The sequence below is a fragment of the Streptomyces sp. CCM_MD2014 genome (genome assembly GCF_000772045.1).
Taxonomy (GTDB): Bacteria; Actinomycetota; Actinomycetes; order Streptomycetales; family Streptomycetaceae; genus Streptomyces; species Streptomyces salinarius.
In genome coordinates this window covers 3,434,186-3,450,423 of the sequence record NZ_CP009754.1, presented here as the reverse complement: position 1 = coordinate 3,450,423, position 16,238 = coordinate 3,434,186, and the positions used below count along the sequence as shown (strand labels likewise).

Annotated in this window: 14 protein-coding genes; 10 read left to right on the top strand and 4 right to left on the bottom strand. The window is 72.9% G+C overall.

Annotation, left to right across the window (positions count from 1 at the left end):
• Positions 1–119: 119 nt before the first annotated feature.
• Complete coding sequence (locus tag NI25_RS14930; RefSeq protein WP_061442941.1) at positions 120–668, bottom strand: proline-rich domain-containing protein; 549 nt, start codon at positions 666–668, stop codon at positions 120–122.
• A gap of 294 nt (positions 669–962) precedes the next feature.
• Here NI25_RS14930 and NI25_RS14925 point away from each other — a divergent pair, with 294 nt between their 5' ends.
• The 9 genes from NI25_RS14925 (at position 963) to NI25_RS14885 (ending at position 13,038) form a co-directional block, all read left to right on the top strand.
• The gene (locus NI25_RS14925) at positions 963–1,817 is read left to right on the top strand and encodes a bifunctional methylenetetrahydrofolate dehydrogenase/methenyltetrahydrofolate cyclohydrolase (protein WP_061442940.1); all 855 of its coding nucleotides are present in this window, start codon (positions 963–965) and stop codon (positions 1,815–1,817) included.
• The gene (locus tag NI25_RS14920; RefSeq protein WP_061442939.1) at positions 1,807–2,391 is read left to right on the top strand and encodes a DUF3017 domain-containing protein; all 585 of its coding nucleotides are present in this window, start codon (positions 1,807–1,809) and stop codon (positions 2,389–2,391) included. Before NI25_RS14925 ends, NI25_RS14920 begins: the two co-directional genes overlap by 11 nt.
• A gap of 415 nt (positions 2,392–2,806) precedes the next feature.
• Positions 2,807–4,120, top strand: a complete 1,314-nt coding sequence (locus NI25_RS14915; RefSeq protein WP_061442938.1) for a helix-turn-helix domain-containing protein — start codon at positions 2,807–2,809, stop codon at positions 4,118–4,120.
• Positions 4,121–4,601: 481 nt separating this feature from the next.
• Complete coding sequence (locus NI25_RS14910; RefSeq protein ID WP_061442937.1) at positions 4,602–5,591, top strand: malate dehydrogenase; 990 nt, start codon at positions 4,602–4,604, stop codon at positions 5,589–5,591.
• 230 nt (positions 5,592–5,821) lie between these two features.
• Positions 5,822–7,351, top strand: a complete 1,530-nt coding sequence (locus tag NI25_RS14905) for an aldehyde dehydrogenase family protein (RefSeq protein ID WP_061442936.1) — start codon at positions 5,822–5,824, stop codon at positions 7,349–7,351.
• 60 nt (positions 7,352–7,411) lie between these two features.
• Positions 7,412–8,944: a GMC family oxidoreductase gene (locus NI25_RS14900; protein ID WP_061442935.1), complete on the top strand. Its 1,533-nt coding sequence runs from the start codon at positions 7,412–7,414 to the stop codon at positions 8,942–8,944.
• Positions 8,941–10,131 carry a quaternary amine ABC transporter ATP-binding protein gene (locus tag NI25_RS14895; protein WP_061442934.1) on the top strand — a complete coding sequence of 397 codons (1,191 nt, stop codon included), beginning with the start codon at positions 8,941–8,943 and terminating at the stop codon, positions 10,129–10,131. Before NI25_RS14900 ends, NI25_RS14895 begins: the two co-directional genes overlap by 4 nt.
• Positions 10,131–12,080 (top strand): ABC transporter permease, encoded by a 1,950-nt coding sequence (locus NI25_RS14890; RefSeq protein ID WP_061442933.1) that lies wholly within the window; start codon positions 10,131–10,133, stop codon positions 12,078–12,080. Before NI25_RS14895 ends, NI25_RS14890 begins: the two co-directional genes overlap by 1 nt.
• Position 12,081: 1 nt before the next feature.
• Positions 12,082–13,038 carry an ABC transporter substrate-binding protein gene (locus NI25_RS14885; RefSeq protein ID WP_061442932.1) on the top strand — a complete coding sequence of 319 codons (957 nt, stop codon included), beginning with the start codon at positions 12,082–12,084 and terminating at the stop codon, positions 13,036–13,038.
• A 3-nt stretch (positions 13,039–13,041) separates the two neighbouring features.
• Here the strand turns inward: NI25_RS14885 and NI25_RS14880 are convergent, their stop codons facing one another.
• Genes NI25_RS14880 through NI25_RS14870 form a run of 3 tightly spaced genes read right to left on the bottom strand, consistent with a single transcriptional unit; the run spans position 13,042 to position 14,767 of the window.
• Positions 13,042–13,782, bottom strand: coding sequence for an isocitrate lyase/PEP mutase family protein (locus tag NI25_RS14880; protein ID WP_061446927.1), 741 nt, complete (start codon positions 13,780–13,782; stop codon positions 13,042–13,044).
• Positions 13,779–14,261 (bottom strand): carboxymuconolactone decarboxylase family protein, encoded by a 483-nt coding sequence (locus NI25_RS14875; RefSeq protein WP_061442931.1) that lies wholly within the window; start codon positions 14,259–14,261, stop codon positions 13,779–13,781. Before NI25_RS14875 ends, NI25_RS14880 begins: the two co-directional genes overlap by 4 nt.
• Complete coding sequence (locus tag NI25_RS14870) at positions 14,258–14,767, bottom strand: carboxymuconolactone decarboxylase family protein (RefSeq protein WP_061442930.1); 510 nt, start codon at positions 14,765–14,767, stop codon at positions 14,258–14,260. The genes NI25_RS14875 and NI25_RS14870 overlap by 4 nt, the downstream gene beginning before the upstream one ends.
• A 47-nt stretch (positions 14,768–14,814) precedes the next feature.
• On the opposite strand from NI25_RS14870, the gene NI25_RS14865 reads away from it, so the two are divergent.
• Complete coding sequence (locus NI25_RS14865) at positions 14,815–16,200, top strand: PLP-dependent aminotransferase family protein (protein ID WP_061442929.1); 1,386 nt, start codon at positions 14,815–14,817, stop codon at positions 16,198–16,200.
• Positions 16,201–16,238: the final 38 nt, after the last annotated feature.

The window sequence follows — 16,238 nt, the reverse complement described above, 5'->3', positions numbered from 1 at the left end:
TCTCCCCGTGCCTGACGGCTACCCAGGCCAGACTAGGGCGACGCACCAGGGCCGTGCCCCCCTCGTACGGGTGAGACACGGCCCTGCGTGGTGATTGGCGCGAAAGCGCTCCGCGCCGGTCAGTAACGGGGGCGCTTGAACCAGGCAGCGCCCTTCGCGTTGCCCACGAACACGGCGATCAGGATGCCGAACACGAGGTGGACGATGCCCGCGATGGTGAACGGGTACAGGGCGAGGATCGCGGTGAGGATGCCGAAGACCAGGGCGGTCACGCGCAGGCCGTTGCCGCCCGAGTTGAACTTGGCGGCCAGGAACGCCGCCCAGACGCCCCATATCAGCGCCAGGACCATGAAGCCCCACAGGACACCCGTCGGGTAATCGGCCAACTCCTCGAAGGCGGCGTCGTCCTTGGCCTGGTCGACGGCCGCCGCCGAGATGCCGAACAGCGCCGTGCCGATGACCTGGAAGCCCACCATGATCCAGAGCAGCACTCGCGCGGTGTTGACCGTACCGGGCATGGTCGTGGGAGCGGCACCGTACGGCTGCTGCACCGGCGGGGCCTGCGGGTAGCCGTAGCCGGGCTGGCCCTGCTGCTGCGGGTAGCCGTAGTTCGGCTGCTGGCCGCCCTGCGGCGGGCCGTAGGGGTTGTTCGGATCGCCGAAACTCATGGCGGGTCTTCCTCCGTCGCTGTCAAGTGCGGGGACGACGCGCGGCTGGCTCGGAGGAGATGCTTCGAAGCGGTTCGTCCCCCCGGTACGGCCCCGCGGCACTGTGCTGCCCAATCGTTCTTGACCGAACTCTTACTTGTCCAGCCCGTTCGCAAGGCGTTGTGCAAGTGCAACAACGTCGATCATGAGCGGACAGGGCGGGACGTGTCCCGTGGTGTCCCGAAGGTCCCCGCGCGGTGCCCGCATGCCGACCTGATTGGAACCCGGGGCCGGTCATCCGGGAGGATGGGGGGTATGACCGCCCAGATTCTCGATGGCAAGGCCACCGCAGCCGCGATCAAGTCCGAACTGACCGCCCGCGTGGCGGCGCTGAAGGAGAGGGGTGTCACACCCGGTCTCGGCACCGTCCTGGTCGGCGAAGACCCGGGCAGCCAGAAGTACGTCGCCGGCAAGCACCGCGACTGCGCCCAGGTCGGCATCGCCTCCATCCAGCGCGAACTGCCGGCCACGGCGACGCAGGAGGAGATCGAGGCGGTCGTCCGCGAGCTGAACGAGGACCCGGCCTGCACCGGCTACATCGTCCAGCTGCCGCTGCCCCGGGGCATCGACGAGAACCGCATCCTCGAACTGATGGACCCGGACAAGGACGCGGACGGCCTGCACCCGATGAACCTGGGCCGCCTCGTCCTGAACGAGCCGGCGCCGCTGCCCTGCACCCCCAACGGCATCCTCACCCTCCTGCGCCGCTTCGGCGTCGAGATCAAGGGCGCCGAGGTCGTGGTCGTCGGCCGCGGCGTCACCATCGGCCGCCCGATGCCGCTGTTGCTCACCCGGCGCAGCGAGAACGCCACGGTGACCCAGTGCCACACCGGCACCCGGGACCTGGCCGCCCACCTCAAGCGCGCGGACATCGTCATCGCCGCGGCCGGCTCCCCGCACCTGGTCCGGCCCGAGGACGTCAAGCCCGGCGCGGCGGTCCTCGACGTCGGCGTCTCCCGCAACGCCGAGGGCAAGATCATGGGCGACGTCCACCCGGGCGTGGCCGAGGTGGCGGCCTGGATCTCCCCGAACCCCGGCGGCGTCGGCCCCATGACGCGGGCACAGCTGCTCGTCAACGTGGTGGAGGCGGCGGAGCGCAGTGCCGGCTGAGGACATCAACTCCCCCGAACGGCAGGGCGGCACGGGGACCCCGGCGCCGGAGGAAGCGGGGCCCGAGCGGACCTCGGCCGACTCGGACGACGCCGGGGGCGCGGGAGCCACCTCGGGTGCCACGCGCGAGGACGGCCTCACCGTCCGCGATCCCGTCAGCGCGCCCGACGCCGAAGGGCGGCCGCGGCGGGTCACGCGCCGCTTCCCGCTCTTCACGCGTGACACCGCGCGCCCCGAGGGCGGCGGCCGGGCCGCGGCCCGCGACGCCCCGGCGCCCGCCCGGCAGTGGCCGGTGCTCGCGGTGGTGCTGCTGGTCGGAATCGGCCTGCTGCTGACCGCGCTGGACGTCTTCCGCTGGGGCACGCTGCTCATCGGCGCCGCGCTGCTGGCGGGCGCCGCGCTGCGCTGGGTGGTGCCCGACGTCGGCATGCTCGCCGTGCGCTCCCGCTTCACGGACATCACGACCTACGGCGTCCTCGGCCTCTCCATCGTCCTGCTGGCGCTGATGGCCCAGCCGAAGCCGGTGCTGGAGATCCCGTTCCTCAAGGACACCCTGCACTTCACGGTCAGCTAGCGCCGGAGCGCTTCTCCGTACGACGGCCCGTCCTCACCCCCGTGGAAGGACGGGCCGTCGCCGGGACCAACCCTCCTGCACGGGGAACGCCCTGTTCAACGCCTGTCAGGGCGCTGTGGCACGGAAGTGACCGTTCCGCTACTCCGCTACGCGGCTCGTTCCCGGGGTTCCGTACCGGGCGGGGCGACGCCGGTGGGACACTGGACCACGGGTCGGTGGGCGTGCGACTGTGCACGCTCACGGCCTCTGTGCTCCTGTGCGCCCCCACCCCGGGAACTGAGATCCTGACCGGGCGCATCCCTGTGGGTAGCCAGAACCAGGTGCCGCGCGCAGGACTCCGCGCGCGGCAACCAGCGGGGGAACGACCAGCACGTCACCGGGGGAAGAGGGGGAAGCAGTGCCTCGTTGGAAGGCCTTGCCGGATGAACTCGATCCGCAGATCAGGGAGTTCACCAGCCAGTTGCGTCGGCTCGTGGACCGCAGCGAGCTGAGCGTCGCCTCGGTGGCCGACGCCACGGGCTACAGCAAGACGTCCTGGGAGCGCTATCTGAACGGCCGCCTGCTGGCGCCCAAGGGTGCCATCGTGGCGCTGGCCGAGGTGACGCGGACCAATCCGGTCCACCTGACCACCATGTGGGAGCTGGCCGAGCGTGCCTGGAGCCGCTCGGAGATGCGCCACGACATGACCATGGAGGCCATCCGGATCTCCCAGGCGCGTGCCGCGCTCGGCGAACTCGGCACGCCCGCGGCCAAGTCCGGCAACTCCGCGGCCAAGGCGGGCGGCGGCGACCGGAGCGGCGGCACGGCCGGCAGGGGAAGCCGGACCGGCCGCCACGGCGGTGGAGCCCCGGCCGCCTCCGGGATCGCCGGTCCCGCCGGGGTGTCGCCCACGCTGCCGCCGACGGTGCCGGCACAGCCGACCGCCGCCGACAGCCCCGACTCGGTCCTCGGCGCGGTCCGGGGCGGCGGTGGCCCCGGCGCCCCCGCCCCGTCCACCGGCGGAGCGACCGAGGGCAACTCGTGGGGGCTCGCCGGATACCGGGGGCCCGCGCCGACCGGCGATCGCACGGCCCGGCACCGGACCGGTACCGGAGCGGCGGCGAGGCCGGCCGGGCCCGACGAGACCAGCGTGCTCGGCCCGGTCGCCGGCCCCCCGGGCACCGGCCCGTCGGGCACCTACGGCGAGCCTCCGCGCGGCGGCAGCCCCCGTTCGTCCGGCCGGCCCCCGGGCGGCGGCAACAAGCGGATGACGACGCTCGTCGCGGGCGTCGTCGGCGTGCTCGTCGTGATCGCGGGCGCCTTCTTCCTCCTGAACGACGGCGGCGACAAGAAGAACGAGGGCACCAAGCCCTCCCCGTCGCCCACCGTGCGCAGCGAACCGAAGCTGCCGCCGGGCGTGAAGTGCGGCGGCGACGCCTGCACCGGCAAGGACCCGGAGGTCATGGGCTGCGGCGGCGACCTGGTGACCACCGGCGCGACCGCCGTCGTCGGCACGGCCTCCGTCGAGGTGCGGTACAGCAAGGTGTGCGGCGCCGCGTGGGCCCGTGTCACCCAGGCCGCGCAGGGCGACGAGATCCGGGTGAACGCCGGCGGTGCGAACGAGCAGCGGGCGACGGTCGGCAACGCCGGGGACACCGTCGCGTACACCCCGATGGTCGCCGTGGACTCCGCGGCCGACGCCACCGCCTGCGCGACGCTGGCGTCGGGCACGCAGGGCTGCACGAAGTAGCCGGGCACCCCGGCCGCAGGCGGGAGGCGCAGCGGCCGGGCACCCCAGCGGCACGAAGCAGGGCCGCGAGGGGCCGCAAGGGGGCCGCGAGGGGGCGGACCGAGAAAACTTCGCCCTCGGCAGGCATGCCCCGCGGTGTCACGGGCACGCGAGAAGTACCCCCACGGGAGTCCGGCAACGGTATCCCCGAGCGGCGGTCGCCTTCGTCCCCCCTCTCCCGGACAGGCGGCCGCCTCTTTTCGTATGAGTCCTGGCCCGGGACACGCCTGCGGGTTCCGCGTCCGGGTGCTCCGTCCAGGTTCCGCGCCCGGGCACTCCGTCCTGAACCGGCCGCCCTGTGGGCCGGGCCACACCGACCCGGACGTGCCGGACACCACGGGCGCGATAGCCTGACGGCTGGATGGATCTCTTGATACCAAGAGATCGATCAAACGCCCGGGGCCGGGACGCCCCACCCGCCAGCTGTCATACGGAGAACGCCATGACCCGCACTCCCGTGAACGTCACCGTCACCGGCGCGGCCGGCCAGATCGGTTACGCCCTGCTCTTCCGCATCGCCTCCGGCCAGCTGCTCGGCGCGGACGTGCCGGTCAAGCTGCGCCTCCTGGAGATCACTCCGGCGCTCAAGGCCGCCGAGGGCACCGCGATGGAGCTGGACGACTGCGCGTTCCCGCTCCTCCAGGGCATCGAGATCACCGACGACCCGAACGTCGCCTTCGACGGCGCCAACGTCGCCCTCCTCGTCGGCGCCCGTCCCCGCACCAAGGGCATGGAGCGCGGCGACCTCCTCGAGGCCAACGGCGGCATCTTCAAGCCGCAGGGCAAGGCCATCAACGACCACGCCGCGGACGACATCAAGGTCCTCGTCGTCGGCAACCCGGCCAACACCAACGCCCTGATCGCCCAGGCCGCCGCCCCGGACGTACCGGCCGAGCGCTTCACCGCCATGACCCGTCTGGACCACAACCGCGCGCTGACCCAGCTCGCGAAGAAGACGGGCTCGACGGTCGCCGACATCAAGCGTCTGACGATCTGGGGCAACCACTCCGCCACCCAGTACCCGGACATCTTCCACGCCACCATCGCCGGCAAGAACGCCGCCGAGACCGTCAACGACGAGAAGTGGCTGGCCGACGAGTTCATCCCGACGGTCGCCAAGCGCGGCGCCGCCATCATCGAGGCCCGCGGCGCCTCCTCGGCCGCCTCCGCCGCCAACGCCGCCGTCGACCACGTGTACACGTGGGTCAACGGCACCGCCGAGGGCGACTGGACCTCCATGGGCATCCCGTCGGACGGCTCCTACGGCGTCCCCGAGGGCATCATCTCCTCCTTCCCGGTCACCACGAAGGACGGCTCGTACGAGATCGTCCAGGGTCTGGAGATCAACGAGTTCTCCCGCGCCCGCATCGACGCCTCCGTCAAGGAGCTGTCGGAGGAGCGCGAGGCGGTCCGCGGTCTCGGTCTCATCTGAGTCGCCTCCGCGCCCGCACGGGCCCCGCTCCGGTTCAGACCGGGACGGGGCCCGCGCCCGTTTCCGGACGCCCATGACATCCCGTTCCGTCCCTTTCCTTCGTGATGCGCCGCACTTTCGGCCGCCGATTCGGCATGCAAACGGGGCCGCGGGGCAGGGGCTCCCGGTCCCCGAGAGCGGCACGTGGGTGACGCAGGGGGATCGATCAGGAACGGAAGGCAACACCGACCATGGCGAACAGCACGCACACCCCGGCGGAGCAGGCGCACCGGACCATTCACGCGGGAGGCGAGTGGCTCGCGGCGTCCTCCGGCGCCACGCGCGAGATCCTCGACCCCGCGGACGCCCTGCCGTTCGCCGTGGTCGCGGAGGGCGACGAGAAGGACACCGACCTCGCGGTGGCCGCCGCCCGCCGCGCCTTCGACGCGGGGGACTGGCCGCACACGCCGGTCACCGAGCGCGCCGCCCTGCTGCGCCGCGTCGCCGACCTGCTCGTGCGCGACCGCGAGAAGCTCGGTCTGCTGGAGAGCCGCGACGCGGGCAAGACCGTCGAGGAGGGCCGCGTCGACATCGACTGCGTCGCCGACGCCTTCCGCTACTTCGCCGACCTCGTCGCCGGTGAGGCCCCGGGCCGGGTCGTCGACGCGGGCTCGCCCGACATCCACAGCGTCGTCGTGCACGAGCCGGTCGGCGTCTGCGCGATGATCACGCCCTGGAACTACCCGCTCCTCCAGGCCAGCTGGAAGATCGCCCCGGCGCTCGCCGCCGGCAACACCTTCGTGATCAAGCCCAGCGAGATCACGCCGATGACGACCGTCGCCCTGATCGACCTGCTCGTCGAGGCCGGCCTCCCCACCGGCGTAGCCAACATCGTCACCGGCCCCGGCCACACCGTCGGCGCCCGCCTCGCCGAGCACCCCGACGTCGACCTGGTCTCCTTCACCGGCGGCCTGGTCAGCGGCACCAAGGTCGCCCGGGCCGCCGCCGTCACCGTCAAGAAGGTCGCCCTCGAACTCGGCGGCAAGAACCCCAACGTCGTCTTCGCCGACGCCTGCGAGACCGAGGAGGGCTTCGACACCGCCGTCGACCAGGCCCTCAACGCCGCCTTCATCCACAGCGGCCAGGTCTGCTCCGCGGGCGGCCGCCTCATCGTCGAGGAGTCGGTCCGCGAACGCTTCGTCGCCGAACTGGCCCGTCGCGCCCAGAAGATCCGCCTCGGCCGCGGCACCGAGGACGGCGTCGAGTGCGGCCCGCTCGTCTCCGAGCAGCAGCGCGCCAAGACCGAGGACTACGTCGCCTCGGCGCTCGCCGAGGGCGCCGAACTCCGCTGCGGCGGCAAGCGCCCCGAGCCGTCGCCCCAGCGGCCCGAGTCCGGCTACTTCTACGAGCCGACCGTCCTCGACCACTGTCACCGCGAGATGCGGGTGGTGCGGGAGGAGGTCTTCGGGCCGGTCCTCACCGTCGAGACCTTCCGTACCGAGGACGAGGCCGTAGCCCTCGCCAACGACACCGAGTACGGTCTGGCCGGTGCCGTCTGGACCGCCGACGCGGGACGGGCCCGCCGGGTCGCGGGCCGGCTGCGGCACGGCACCGTGTGGATCAACGACTTCCACCCCTACCTCCCGCAGGCGGAGTGGGGCGGCTTCGGCAAGAGCGGCGTCGGCCGCGAACTCGGCCCCGCGGGCCTCGCCGAGTACCGCGAGAGCAAGCACGTCTACCAGAACCTCGCGCCGAAGCCCGTCCGCTGGTTCTCAGGCTGACCCTCCCGCATCCGTTCACACCCGTCGCATCCCGTCCCCAGCCCCTTCTGGAGTACCCCCATGTCCGAAACCACCCAGGTCTACGACTACGTCGTCGTCGGCGGCGGCACGGCAGGCTCCGTGATCGCCTCCCGGCTCACCGAGAACCCGGACGTCACCGTCGCCGTCATCGAAGGCGGGCCGAGCGACGTCGGCCGCGACGACGTGCTGACCCTGCGCCGCTGGATGGGCCTGCTCGGCGGCGAGCTGGACTACGACTACCCCACCACCGAGCAGCCGCGCGGCAATTCGCACATCCGGCACAGCCGCGCCCGCGTCCTGGGCGGCTGCTCCTCGCACAACACCCTCATCGCCTTCAAGCCGCTGCCGTCCGACTGGGACGAGTGGGAGGCCGCCGGCGCCGAGGGCTGGGGCGCGGTGCCGATGGAGGCGTACTTCGCCCGGCTGAAGAACAACATCGTCCCGGTCGACGAGAAGGACCGGAACGCCATCGCCCGCGACTTCGTCGACTCCGCGCAGAAGACGCTGGAGGTCCCCCGGATCGAGGGCTTCAACAAGAAGCCGTTCACCGAGGGCGTCGGCTTCTTCGACCTCGCCTACCACCCGGAGAACAACAAGCGTTCCTCCGCGTCCGTGGCCTACCTTCACCCCGTGATGGACGAGCGCGCCAACCTCACGCTCATGCTGGAGACCTGGGCGTACAAGCTCGAACTCGACGGCACCCGCGCCGAGGGCGTCCGCGTCCGCACCAAGGACGGCGAGGAGATCCTGGTCAAGGCCCGTAACGAGGTCGTCCTCAGCGCCGGCGCGGTCGACTCCCCGCGCCTGCTGCTGCACTCCGGCATCGGCCCCAAGGAGCAGCTGGAGGCCCTCGGCATACCCGTGGTGCTCGACCTGCCCGGCGTCGGCGAGAACCTGCTCGACCACCCCGAGTCGGTGATCGTGTGGGAGACCAACGGCCCCATCCCGGACAACTCCGCGATGGACTCCGACGCCGGCCTGTTCGTGCGCCGCGACCCCGAACACGCGGGCCCGGACCTGATGTTCCACTTCTACCAGATCCCCTTCACGGACAATCCGGAGCGACTGGGCTACGAGCGCCCCGAGTTCGGCGTCTCCATGACCCCGAACATCCCCAAGCCCAAGTCCCGCGGCCGCCTCTACCTCACCAGCGCCGACCCGTCCGTCAAGCCCGCCCTGGACTTCCGCTACTTCACCGACGAGGACGACTACGACGGCCGCACCCTCGTCGACGGCATCAGGATCGCCCGTCAGATCGCCGAGTCCGAGCCGCTGGCCGGCTGGCTCAAGCGCGAGGTCTGCCCCGGCCCGGACGTCACCGGCGACGAGGAGCTGAGCGAGTACGCCCGCAAGGTCGCCCACACCGTCTACCACCCGGCGGGCACCTGCAAGATGGGCGCCGCCACCGACGAGAGCGCCGTCGTCGACCCCGAACTGCGCATCCGCGGCCTGCAGGGCATCCGCATCGCCGACGCCTCCGTCTTCCCGACCATGCCCGCCGTCAACCCGATGATCGGCGTCCTCATGGTCGGCGAGCGCGCCGTCGAGCTGATCGGCGGTGACGCCCGATGAGCACGACCGCCAAGGGCACCACCGCCGCCGCCACCGACACCGTGGCCGAGCGACCCCCGGTCTTCTCCGTCGACGGCCTGTGGAAGGTCTTCGGCCCCAAGGCCGCCCGGATCCCCGCCGACCCCGGCCTCACCGCCCTGACCCCGGCCGAGCTGCGCTCCCGCACCGGCTGCACCGCCGCCGTCGCGGACGTCTCCTTCGACGTGCGCAGGGGCGAGGTCTTCGTCGTCATGGGCCTGTCCGGCTCCGGCAAGTCCACCCTCGTACGCTGTCTGACCCGCCTCATCGAGCCGACCGCCGGGTCCATCGCCATCGACGGCGAGGACGTCCGCGCCATGGACAAGTCCCGGCTGCGCGAACTGCGCCGCCACCGCGCCGCCATGGTCTTCCAGCACTTCGGCCTGCTTCCGCACCGCACGGTCCTGGACAACGTCGCCTACGGCCTCGAGGTCCAGGGCATGGGCCGGGCCGAGCGCCGGGAACGCGCCGCCGCCGTCGTCGCCAAGGTCGGCCTGGAGGGCCTCGAACACCGCCGCCCCGGCCAGCTCTCCGGCGGCCAGCGCCAGCGCGTCGGCCTCGCCCGCGCCCTCGCCGTCGACCCCGAGGTGCTGCTCTTCGACGAGCCGTTCAGCGCGCTCGACCCGCTGATCCGGCGGGACATGCAGGAGGAGGTCGTCCGGCTGCACCGCGAGGAGGGCCGCACGATGGTCTTCATCACCCACGACCTCCAGGAAGCCCTCAAGCTCGGCGACCGCATCGCCCTGATGCGCGACGGCCGCGTGGTGCAGCTCGGCACGCCGGAGGAGATCGTCGGCTCGCCCGCCGACGACTACGTCCGCGAGTTCGTCCGCGACGTCCCGCGCGAACAGGTCCTCACCGTCCGCACGGCGATGCGCCCCGCCAGCTCCGCCGACGAGGCGGGCACGGGGCCGGCGATCCGACCCGAGGCCACGGTCTCGGAGGCCATCGAGGCGGTGGCGAGGGCGGGCTCCCCGGCCCGAGTGATGACCGACGGCCGCTGCCTGGGCGTGGTCGACGCGTCCGACCTCCTTTCGGTGGTGGCAGGTACAGACCCGGCTGCGGGCAGTCGTGCCGCCGGGGCGGCTCCCGTCCCACAGAAAGCGGCACCGGCCCAGCACCGTGAGCCGCCCGCCCCCGCCGAGCCCACCACCGAGGAGCCGGCGTAATGGCAACGATCACCGCACCGACGTCGCGGAAGGCCGCCCCGCCAGGCATCCTCACCCATCCCGCGACCCGCAAGCTGCTCACCCTGGCGGCGCTGGCCGCGATCCTCATCCCCATAGCCGTCACGCAGTGGCCCGGCACCACCTGGCCGAGCGCGCTGACCGTCGACGTCTCCGAACCCCTCGGCAAGGCCAGCGACTGGATCATCGACAACCGGGACAGCCACCCCCTGTTCCTCTACTTCTTCGGCCACGTCAGCAACATCGTCGTCATCGCCGTACGCGCCGTGTACCTCGCCCTCCTCGCCGTCGGCTGGGCCGGGGTCACCGCGATCGGCGCCCTGGTCGCCTGGCGGGTGGCCGGCGTGAAGCTCGCGGCGGGCACCGCCGCCGCGTTCCTGGCCTGCGGCCTGCTCGGCATGTGGGTGCCGACGATGCAGACCCTCGCCCTCATGGTGGTGGCCGTCCTCGCGTCCGTCGCGGTCGGCGCCCTGCTGGGCCTGGCCGCCGGTCTCTCCGACCGGATGGACCGCGTCCTGCGCCCCGTGCTGGACACCATGCAGGTGCTGCCCGCCTTCGCCTACCTCCTCCCCGTCGTCCTGGTCTTCGGCATCGGCGTCCCCGCCGCCGTCCTGGCCACCGTCGTCTACGCCGCCCCGCCCATGGCCCGGCTCACCTCGCTGGGCCTGCGCGGCGCGGACAAGGAGGTCCTGGAGGCCGTCGAGTCCCTCGGCACCACGAGCCGCCAGCGCCTGCTGACCGCCCGCATCCCGCTGGCCCGCAAGGAACTCCTCCTCGGCGTCAACCAGACGATCATGATGGCGCTGTCGATGGCCGTCATCGCCTCCGTCATCGGCGCCGGCGGCCTCGGCGACCGGGTCTACCAGGCACTCGCCTCGGTCGACGTCGGCGCGGCCCTCGCGGCCGGCATCCCGATCGTGCTGCTCGCCGTCGTCCTGGACCGCGTCACCGGCGCGGCCGGGGAGCGCCTCGGCGAGTCCGGGAAGTCCCCGGTGACCTGGCTGTACGCGCTCGTCGTCGCCGCGGCCGTCGCGCTCGCCGGACGCCTTGCGGGCTTCCTCGACTGGCCCGACGGCTGGGAGCTGAACATCGCCGAGCCCGTCAACCGGGCCGTCGACTGGATGACCGCCCACCTGTACTCCGGCGTCCCCGTCGTCGGCGGCACCGCCGACTGGGCCGCGCACTTCACCAGCTGGGTGCTCAACCCGCTCCGCGACGGCCTCCAGTGGCTGCCCTGGTGGTCCGTGCTCCTGATCGTCGCCGCCCTGGCCTGGCTGATCGGCACCTGGCGCACCGCGCTCACCGCCGTCCTCGCGATGGCCGCGATCGGCGTGCTCGGCGTGTGGAAGCCGTCCCTGGACACGCTCTCGCAGGTCCTCGCCGCCGTCGCCGTGACCCTGGTCATCGGCTTCGCCACCGGTGTCGCCGCCGCCCGCAGCGACCGCTTCGAGCGCCTGCTGCGGCCCGTGCTCGACGTCTTCCAGACGATGCCGCAGTTCGTGTACCTGATCCCGGTCGTCGCCCTGTTCGGCGTGGGCCGCGCGCCCGCCGTGGCCGCCGCGGTCGTCTACGCCCTCCCTGCCGTCGTCCGCATCACCGCCCAGGGGCTGCGCCAGGTCGACCCGGCCGCCATGGAGTCGGCCCGCTCGCTCGGTGCGACCAGCGGCCAGCAGCTTCGCCAGGTCCAGCTTCCGCTGGCCCGCCCGGCCCTGCTGCTCGCCGTCAACCAGGGCGTCGTCCTGGTCCTCGCCGTCGTCATCATCGGAGGTCTGGTCGGCGGTGGCGCCCTCGGCTACCAGGTCGTCTTCGGCCTCGCCCAGGGCGACCTGGCGACCGGCCTGGTCGCGGGCGCCGCGATCGTCTGCCTCGGCCTGATGCTCGACCGGGTCACCCAGCCCACCCAACGCCGTACGACGAAGAAGGGAGCCTGAGATGCGTGTACGCGTCACCACCGCCGTGGCCTCGGCCGCCGCTCTGACCCTGCTCACCGGCTGCGGCGCCGCCGACATGACCAAGCAGGCGTCCCCGTTCGCCAACGCCCAGGGCGCCAGGACGGTCACCCTGTCCGTGCAGTCCTGGGTCGGCGCCCAGGCCAACGTGGCCGTCGCCCAGTACCTGCTGGAGCACGAGCTGGGCTACCGCGTCGACACCGTCCAGGTCGACGAGGTCCCCGCCTGGGACGCGCTCAGCCAGGGCCGGGTGGACGCGATCCTGGAGGACTGGGGCCACCCCGAGCAGGAACAGCGCTACGTCGAGGACAAGAAGACCATCGCCGCCGGCGGCGGCCTCGGCGTCACCGGGCACATCGGCTGGTTCGTCCCGACGTACTTCGCGAAGAAGCACCCGGACGTCACCGACTGGAAGAACCTCAACAAGTACGCCGACCTGCTGCGCACCGCGGAGAGCGGCGGCAAGGGCCAGCTCCTGGACGGCTCCCCGTCCTACGTCACCAACGACAAGGCCCTGGTGAAGAACCTGAACCTGGACTACCAGGTCGTCTTCGCCGGCTCCGAGGCCGCGCAGATCACCCAGATGCAGCAGTTCGCCAAGGAGAAGAAGCCCTTCCTGAGCTACTGGTACACCCCCCAGTGGCTGATGGAGAAGGTGCCGATGACCGAGGTGAAGCTGCCGCCGTACGAGGAGGGCTGCGACGCCGACCCGGCCGAGGTCGACTGCGCCTACCCGGTCACCCCGCTGCAGAAGTACCTCAACGCCGACTTCGCGAAGAACGGCGGCGACGCGGCCGAGTTCCTGAAGAACTTCACGTGGACGACCGAGGACCAGAACGAGGTCTCCCTGATGATCGCCGAGAAGAAGATGCGGCCCCAGGTCGCGGCGGAGAAGTGGGTGGAGAGCCACAAGTCCGTCTGGAAGAAATGGCTCCCCTGAGCATCACCCCGGCGGCCGGCCGGCGAGCCGGTCCGCGTGCTCCCGCACCGCCTGCTCGGCCTGCCGCTGGAGGCCCGGGCCGAACGTGATCCGGGTGGCCCCGAGTCCGCCGAGTTCGGCGGGCGAGGGGCCCTGGCCGGGACGCGCCAGCACGTTCATCGGCCCCCGGATCCCGGCCCGCAGCCGCGGCAGTACGGCGACGGGGGCGGCGATCGGGTACACGCAGTCCGCGCCCGCGGCGACGTACGCCGCCGCCCGCTCGATCGCCGCCTCCGGAGCGTCGACGCCCCGGATGAAGGTGTCGATCCGGGCGTTCAGGAACAGCCGGCCGCCGGCCGCCTCCCGCACCCCGGCCAGCCACTCGGCGTGCTCCGCCGGGTCCCTGAGCCCCGCGCGGGTGGAGTCCTCCAGGTTGCAGCCGACGGCGCCCGCCTCGAGGAGGCGTTCCACCAGCTCCTCCGGCGCCAGCCCGTACCCGCCCTCGACATCCGCCGACACGGGGACGTCCACGGCGCGCACGATCCGGGCGACCGCAGCGAACATCTCGTCGGCCGGGGTCGCCCCGTCCTCGTACCCGAGCGAGGCCGCCACCCCGGCGCTCGGCGTCGCGAGCGCCGGGAAGCCGGCCGCCGCGAACACCCGGGCGCTCGCCGCGTCCCAGGGGCCGGGCAGCACCAGGGGGTCGTCCGCGGCCCGCCCGTGGTGCAGCGCACGGAACCGCTCGGCGCCGTCCGCCCCGGTCACCACTGCGTGCTCCCGGCGGGAATCCGGCGGGCCACCATCAGACGGTTCCAGGCGTTGATCGTCGCGATCAGCGCCAGCAGGTGGGCCAGTTCCGCCTCCTCGAAGTGGGCCGCGGCCTGCTCGTACACCTCGTCGGGCACGAAGCCCTCCGTCAGCACCGTCACCGCCTCGGTCAGCGCCAGCGCGGCCCGCTCCCTGGCGTCGAAGACCTCACCGGCCTCCTCCCAGGCGGCGAGCAGGTCCAGCCGCCTCCCCCAGTCCCGGCTGCGCTCGGCCGGGGGGACCCCCATGCCCACCCCCTGCTCGCGCGCGAGTCCGAGATGCATGTCCAGGCAGAAGGCGCAGTGGTTGAGCTGCGAGGCCCGGATCTGCACCAGCTCGGCCAGGTCCGCGTCCCCCAGCCCCCGCTTGGCGGCGGCGCCCACCGTCCGCAGCGCGGAGCGGACGCGGTCGTCCAGACGGGTCGTACGGGCTGTCATCCGTGCTGCCCCGGGCGGTAGTGGCCCGGCGCCATGCGGCAGGTCACGCCGAACCGGTTCCAGGTGTTGATCACCGCGATGGCGGAGATCAACTGGGCCAGCTCCGCCTCCTCGAAGTGGGCCGCGGCCTTCGCGTACACCTCGTCCGGCACGAAGCCGTCCGTCAGGACGGTGACCGCCTCGGTCAGCTCGATCGCCGCCAGCTCCTTCTCCGTGTAGAAGTGCCGCGACTCCTCCCACGCGCCGAGCTGCACGATCCGTTCCACGCTCTCGCCGGCCGCGAGCGCGTCCTTGGTGTGCATGTCGAGGCAGAAGGCGCAGTGGTTGAGCTGCGAGGCGCGGATCTTCACCAGCTCGTACAGCTTCGGGTCCAGCCCCCGCCTGGCGGCGGTGTCGAGCCGGAGCATCGCCTTGTAGACCTCGGGGGCGTGCTCGGACCAGTTCAGCCGGACGGGCGGCTCGGCGGCGTAGGCCGTGGTCTTCGTGTCATCAGTGGTCGTCGTCATGCCGTCGAGCCTAGGAACGAAGCAGCCCACCGGTATGGTCCATTCCCATGGCGAATCCCTGGGCCACTCTCGGCATCGACCTCCACCTGGAACCGGCCGGGCCCGGCCTGCGGCGCGGCCTGACCGACGCCCTGCGCGAGGCCGTCCGCACCGGCCGCCTGACCCCCGGCACCCGCCTGCCCTCCTCCCGCACCCTCGCCGCCGACCTCGGCATCGCCCGCAACACCGTCGCCGAGGCCTACGCGGACCTGGTCGCCGAGGGCTGGCTCACCGCACGCCAGGGCTCCGGCACCCGCGTCGCCGACCGCGCGGTCGTGCCGCCCGCCGACACCGCCCCCCGCCCCCGTGCACCGGCCCGCCCCGCCTACGACCTGCGCCCGGGCTCCCCCGACCTGGCCTCCTTCCCGCGCGCCGAGTGGCTCAGGGCCGCCCGCCGCGCCCTCACCGCCGCCCCCAACGACGCCCTCGGCTACGGCGACCCGCGCGGCCGCCCCGAACTGCGCGGCGCCCTGGCCGACTACCTCGCCCGGGCCCGCGGCGTCCGCGCCGACGCCGAACGCGTGCTGATCTGCGGCGGCTTCGCCCACGGCCTGACCCTGCTCGCCGCCGTGCTGCGGGCCCGCGGCGTGCACACCGTCGCCGTCGAGTCGTACGGACTGCACGTCCACCGCGACCTGCTGACCGCCGCCGGACTGCGCACCGTCCCGCTGCCGCTGGACGCGCACGGCACCGACCCCGACGTCCCGCCGGGCACGGGCGCCGTGCTGCTCACCCCGGCCCACCAGTTCCCGCTCGGCATGCCCCTGCACCCCGACCGGCGGGCGGCCGTCGTCGACTGGGCGCGGCGCACCGGCGGCCTGGTCCTGGAGGACGACTACGACGGCGAGTTCCGCTACGACCGTCAGCCCGTCGGCGCCCTCCAGGGCCTCGACCCCGACCGCGTCGTCCACCTCGGCACCGCGAGCAAGTCCCTCGCCCCCGGCCTGCGGCTGGCCTGGATGGTGCTGCCGCCCGGCCTCGCCGACGACATCACGGCCACCCGCGGTGGCATGGACACCAGCGGGGTCCTGGACCAGCTGACCCTGGCCGAGTTCCTGACCTCCGGTGCCTACGACCGCCACGTCCGCTCCGCCCGCCTGCGCTACCGGCGCCGCCGCGACGCCCTGGTCGCCCACGTCGCCGCCCGCAACCCGGAGGTGCGGGTGACCGGCATCGCGGCCGGCCTGCACGCCGTACTGCGCCTGCCGCCCGGCACCGAGCAGTCGGTCGTCCGCGCGGCGGCCTGGCAGAGCCTGGGCCTGCACGGCCTGTCGGTCTTCCGCCATCCCGACGCCACCGCCGACCCCATGGACGCCGTCGTCGTCGGCTACGGCACCCCGCCCGACCACGCCTGGGCGGGGGCCCTCGAAGCGCTGGGCCGCACCCTGCCGTAGAGTCCGTCCCCGGTGTCGGCCGTACACTCGATCAGTCC

What these genes read in the sequence shown, in the direction of transcription:
- NI25_RS14900 (WP_061442935.1), top strand. Translation starts at nt 7,412, where the DNA reads ATGTCCGAAACCACCCAGGTCTACGACTACGTCGTCGTCGGCGGCGGC.
- NI25_RS14930 (WP_061442941.1), bottom strand. Translation starts at nt 668, where the DNA reads ATGAGTTTCGGCGATCCGAACAACCCCTACGGCCCGCCGCAGGGCGGC.
- NI25_RS14890 (WP_061442933.1), top strand. Translation starts at nt 10,131, where the DNA reads ATGGCAACGATCACCGCACCGACGTCGCGGAAGGCCGCCCCGCCAGGC.
- NI25_RS14875 (WP_061442931.1), bottom strand. Translation starts at nt 14,261, where the DNA reads ATGACAGCCCGTACGACCCGTCTGGACGACCGCGTCCGCTCCGCGCTG.
- NI25_RS14925 (WP_061442940.1), top strand. Translation starts at nt 963, where the DNA reads ATGACCGCCCAGATTCTCGATGGCAAGGCCACCGCAGCCGCGATCAAG.
- NI25_RS14870 (WP_061442930.1), bottom strand. Translation starts at nt 14,767, where the DNA reads ATGACGACGACCACTGATGACACGAAGACCACGGCCTACGCCGCCGAG.
- NI25_RS14895 (WP_061442934.1), top strand. Translation starts at nt 8,941, where the DNA reads ATGAGCACGACCGCCAAGGGCACCACCGCCGCCGCCACCGACACCGTG.
- NI25_RS14865 (WP_061442929.1), top strand. Translation starts at nt 14,815, where the DNA reads ATGGCGAATCCCTGGGCCACTCTCGGCATCGACCTCCACCTGGAACCG.
- NI25_RS14885 (WP_061442932.1), top strand. Translation starts at nt 12,082, where the DNA reads ATGCGTGTACGCGTCACCACCGCCGTGGCCTCGGCCGCCGCTCTGACC.
- NI25_RS14905 (WP_061442936.1), top strand. Translation starts at nt 5,822, where the DNA reads ATGGCGAACAGCACGCACACCCCGGCGGAGCAGGCGCACCGGACCATT.
- NI25_RS14910 (WP_061442937.1), top strand. Translation starts at nt 4,602, where the DNA reads ATGACCCGCACTCCCGTGAACGTCACCGTCACCGGCGCGGCCGGCCAG.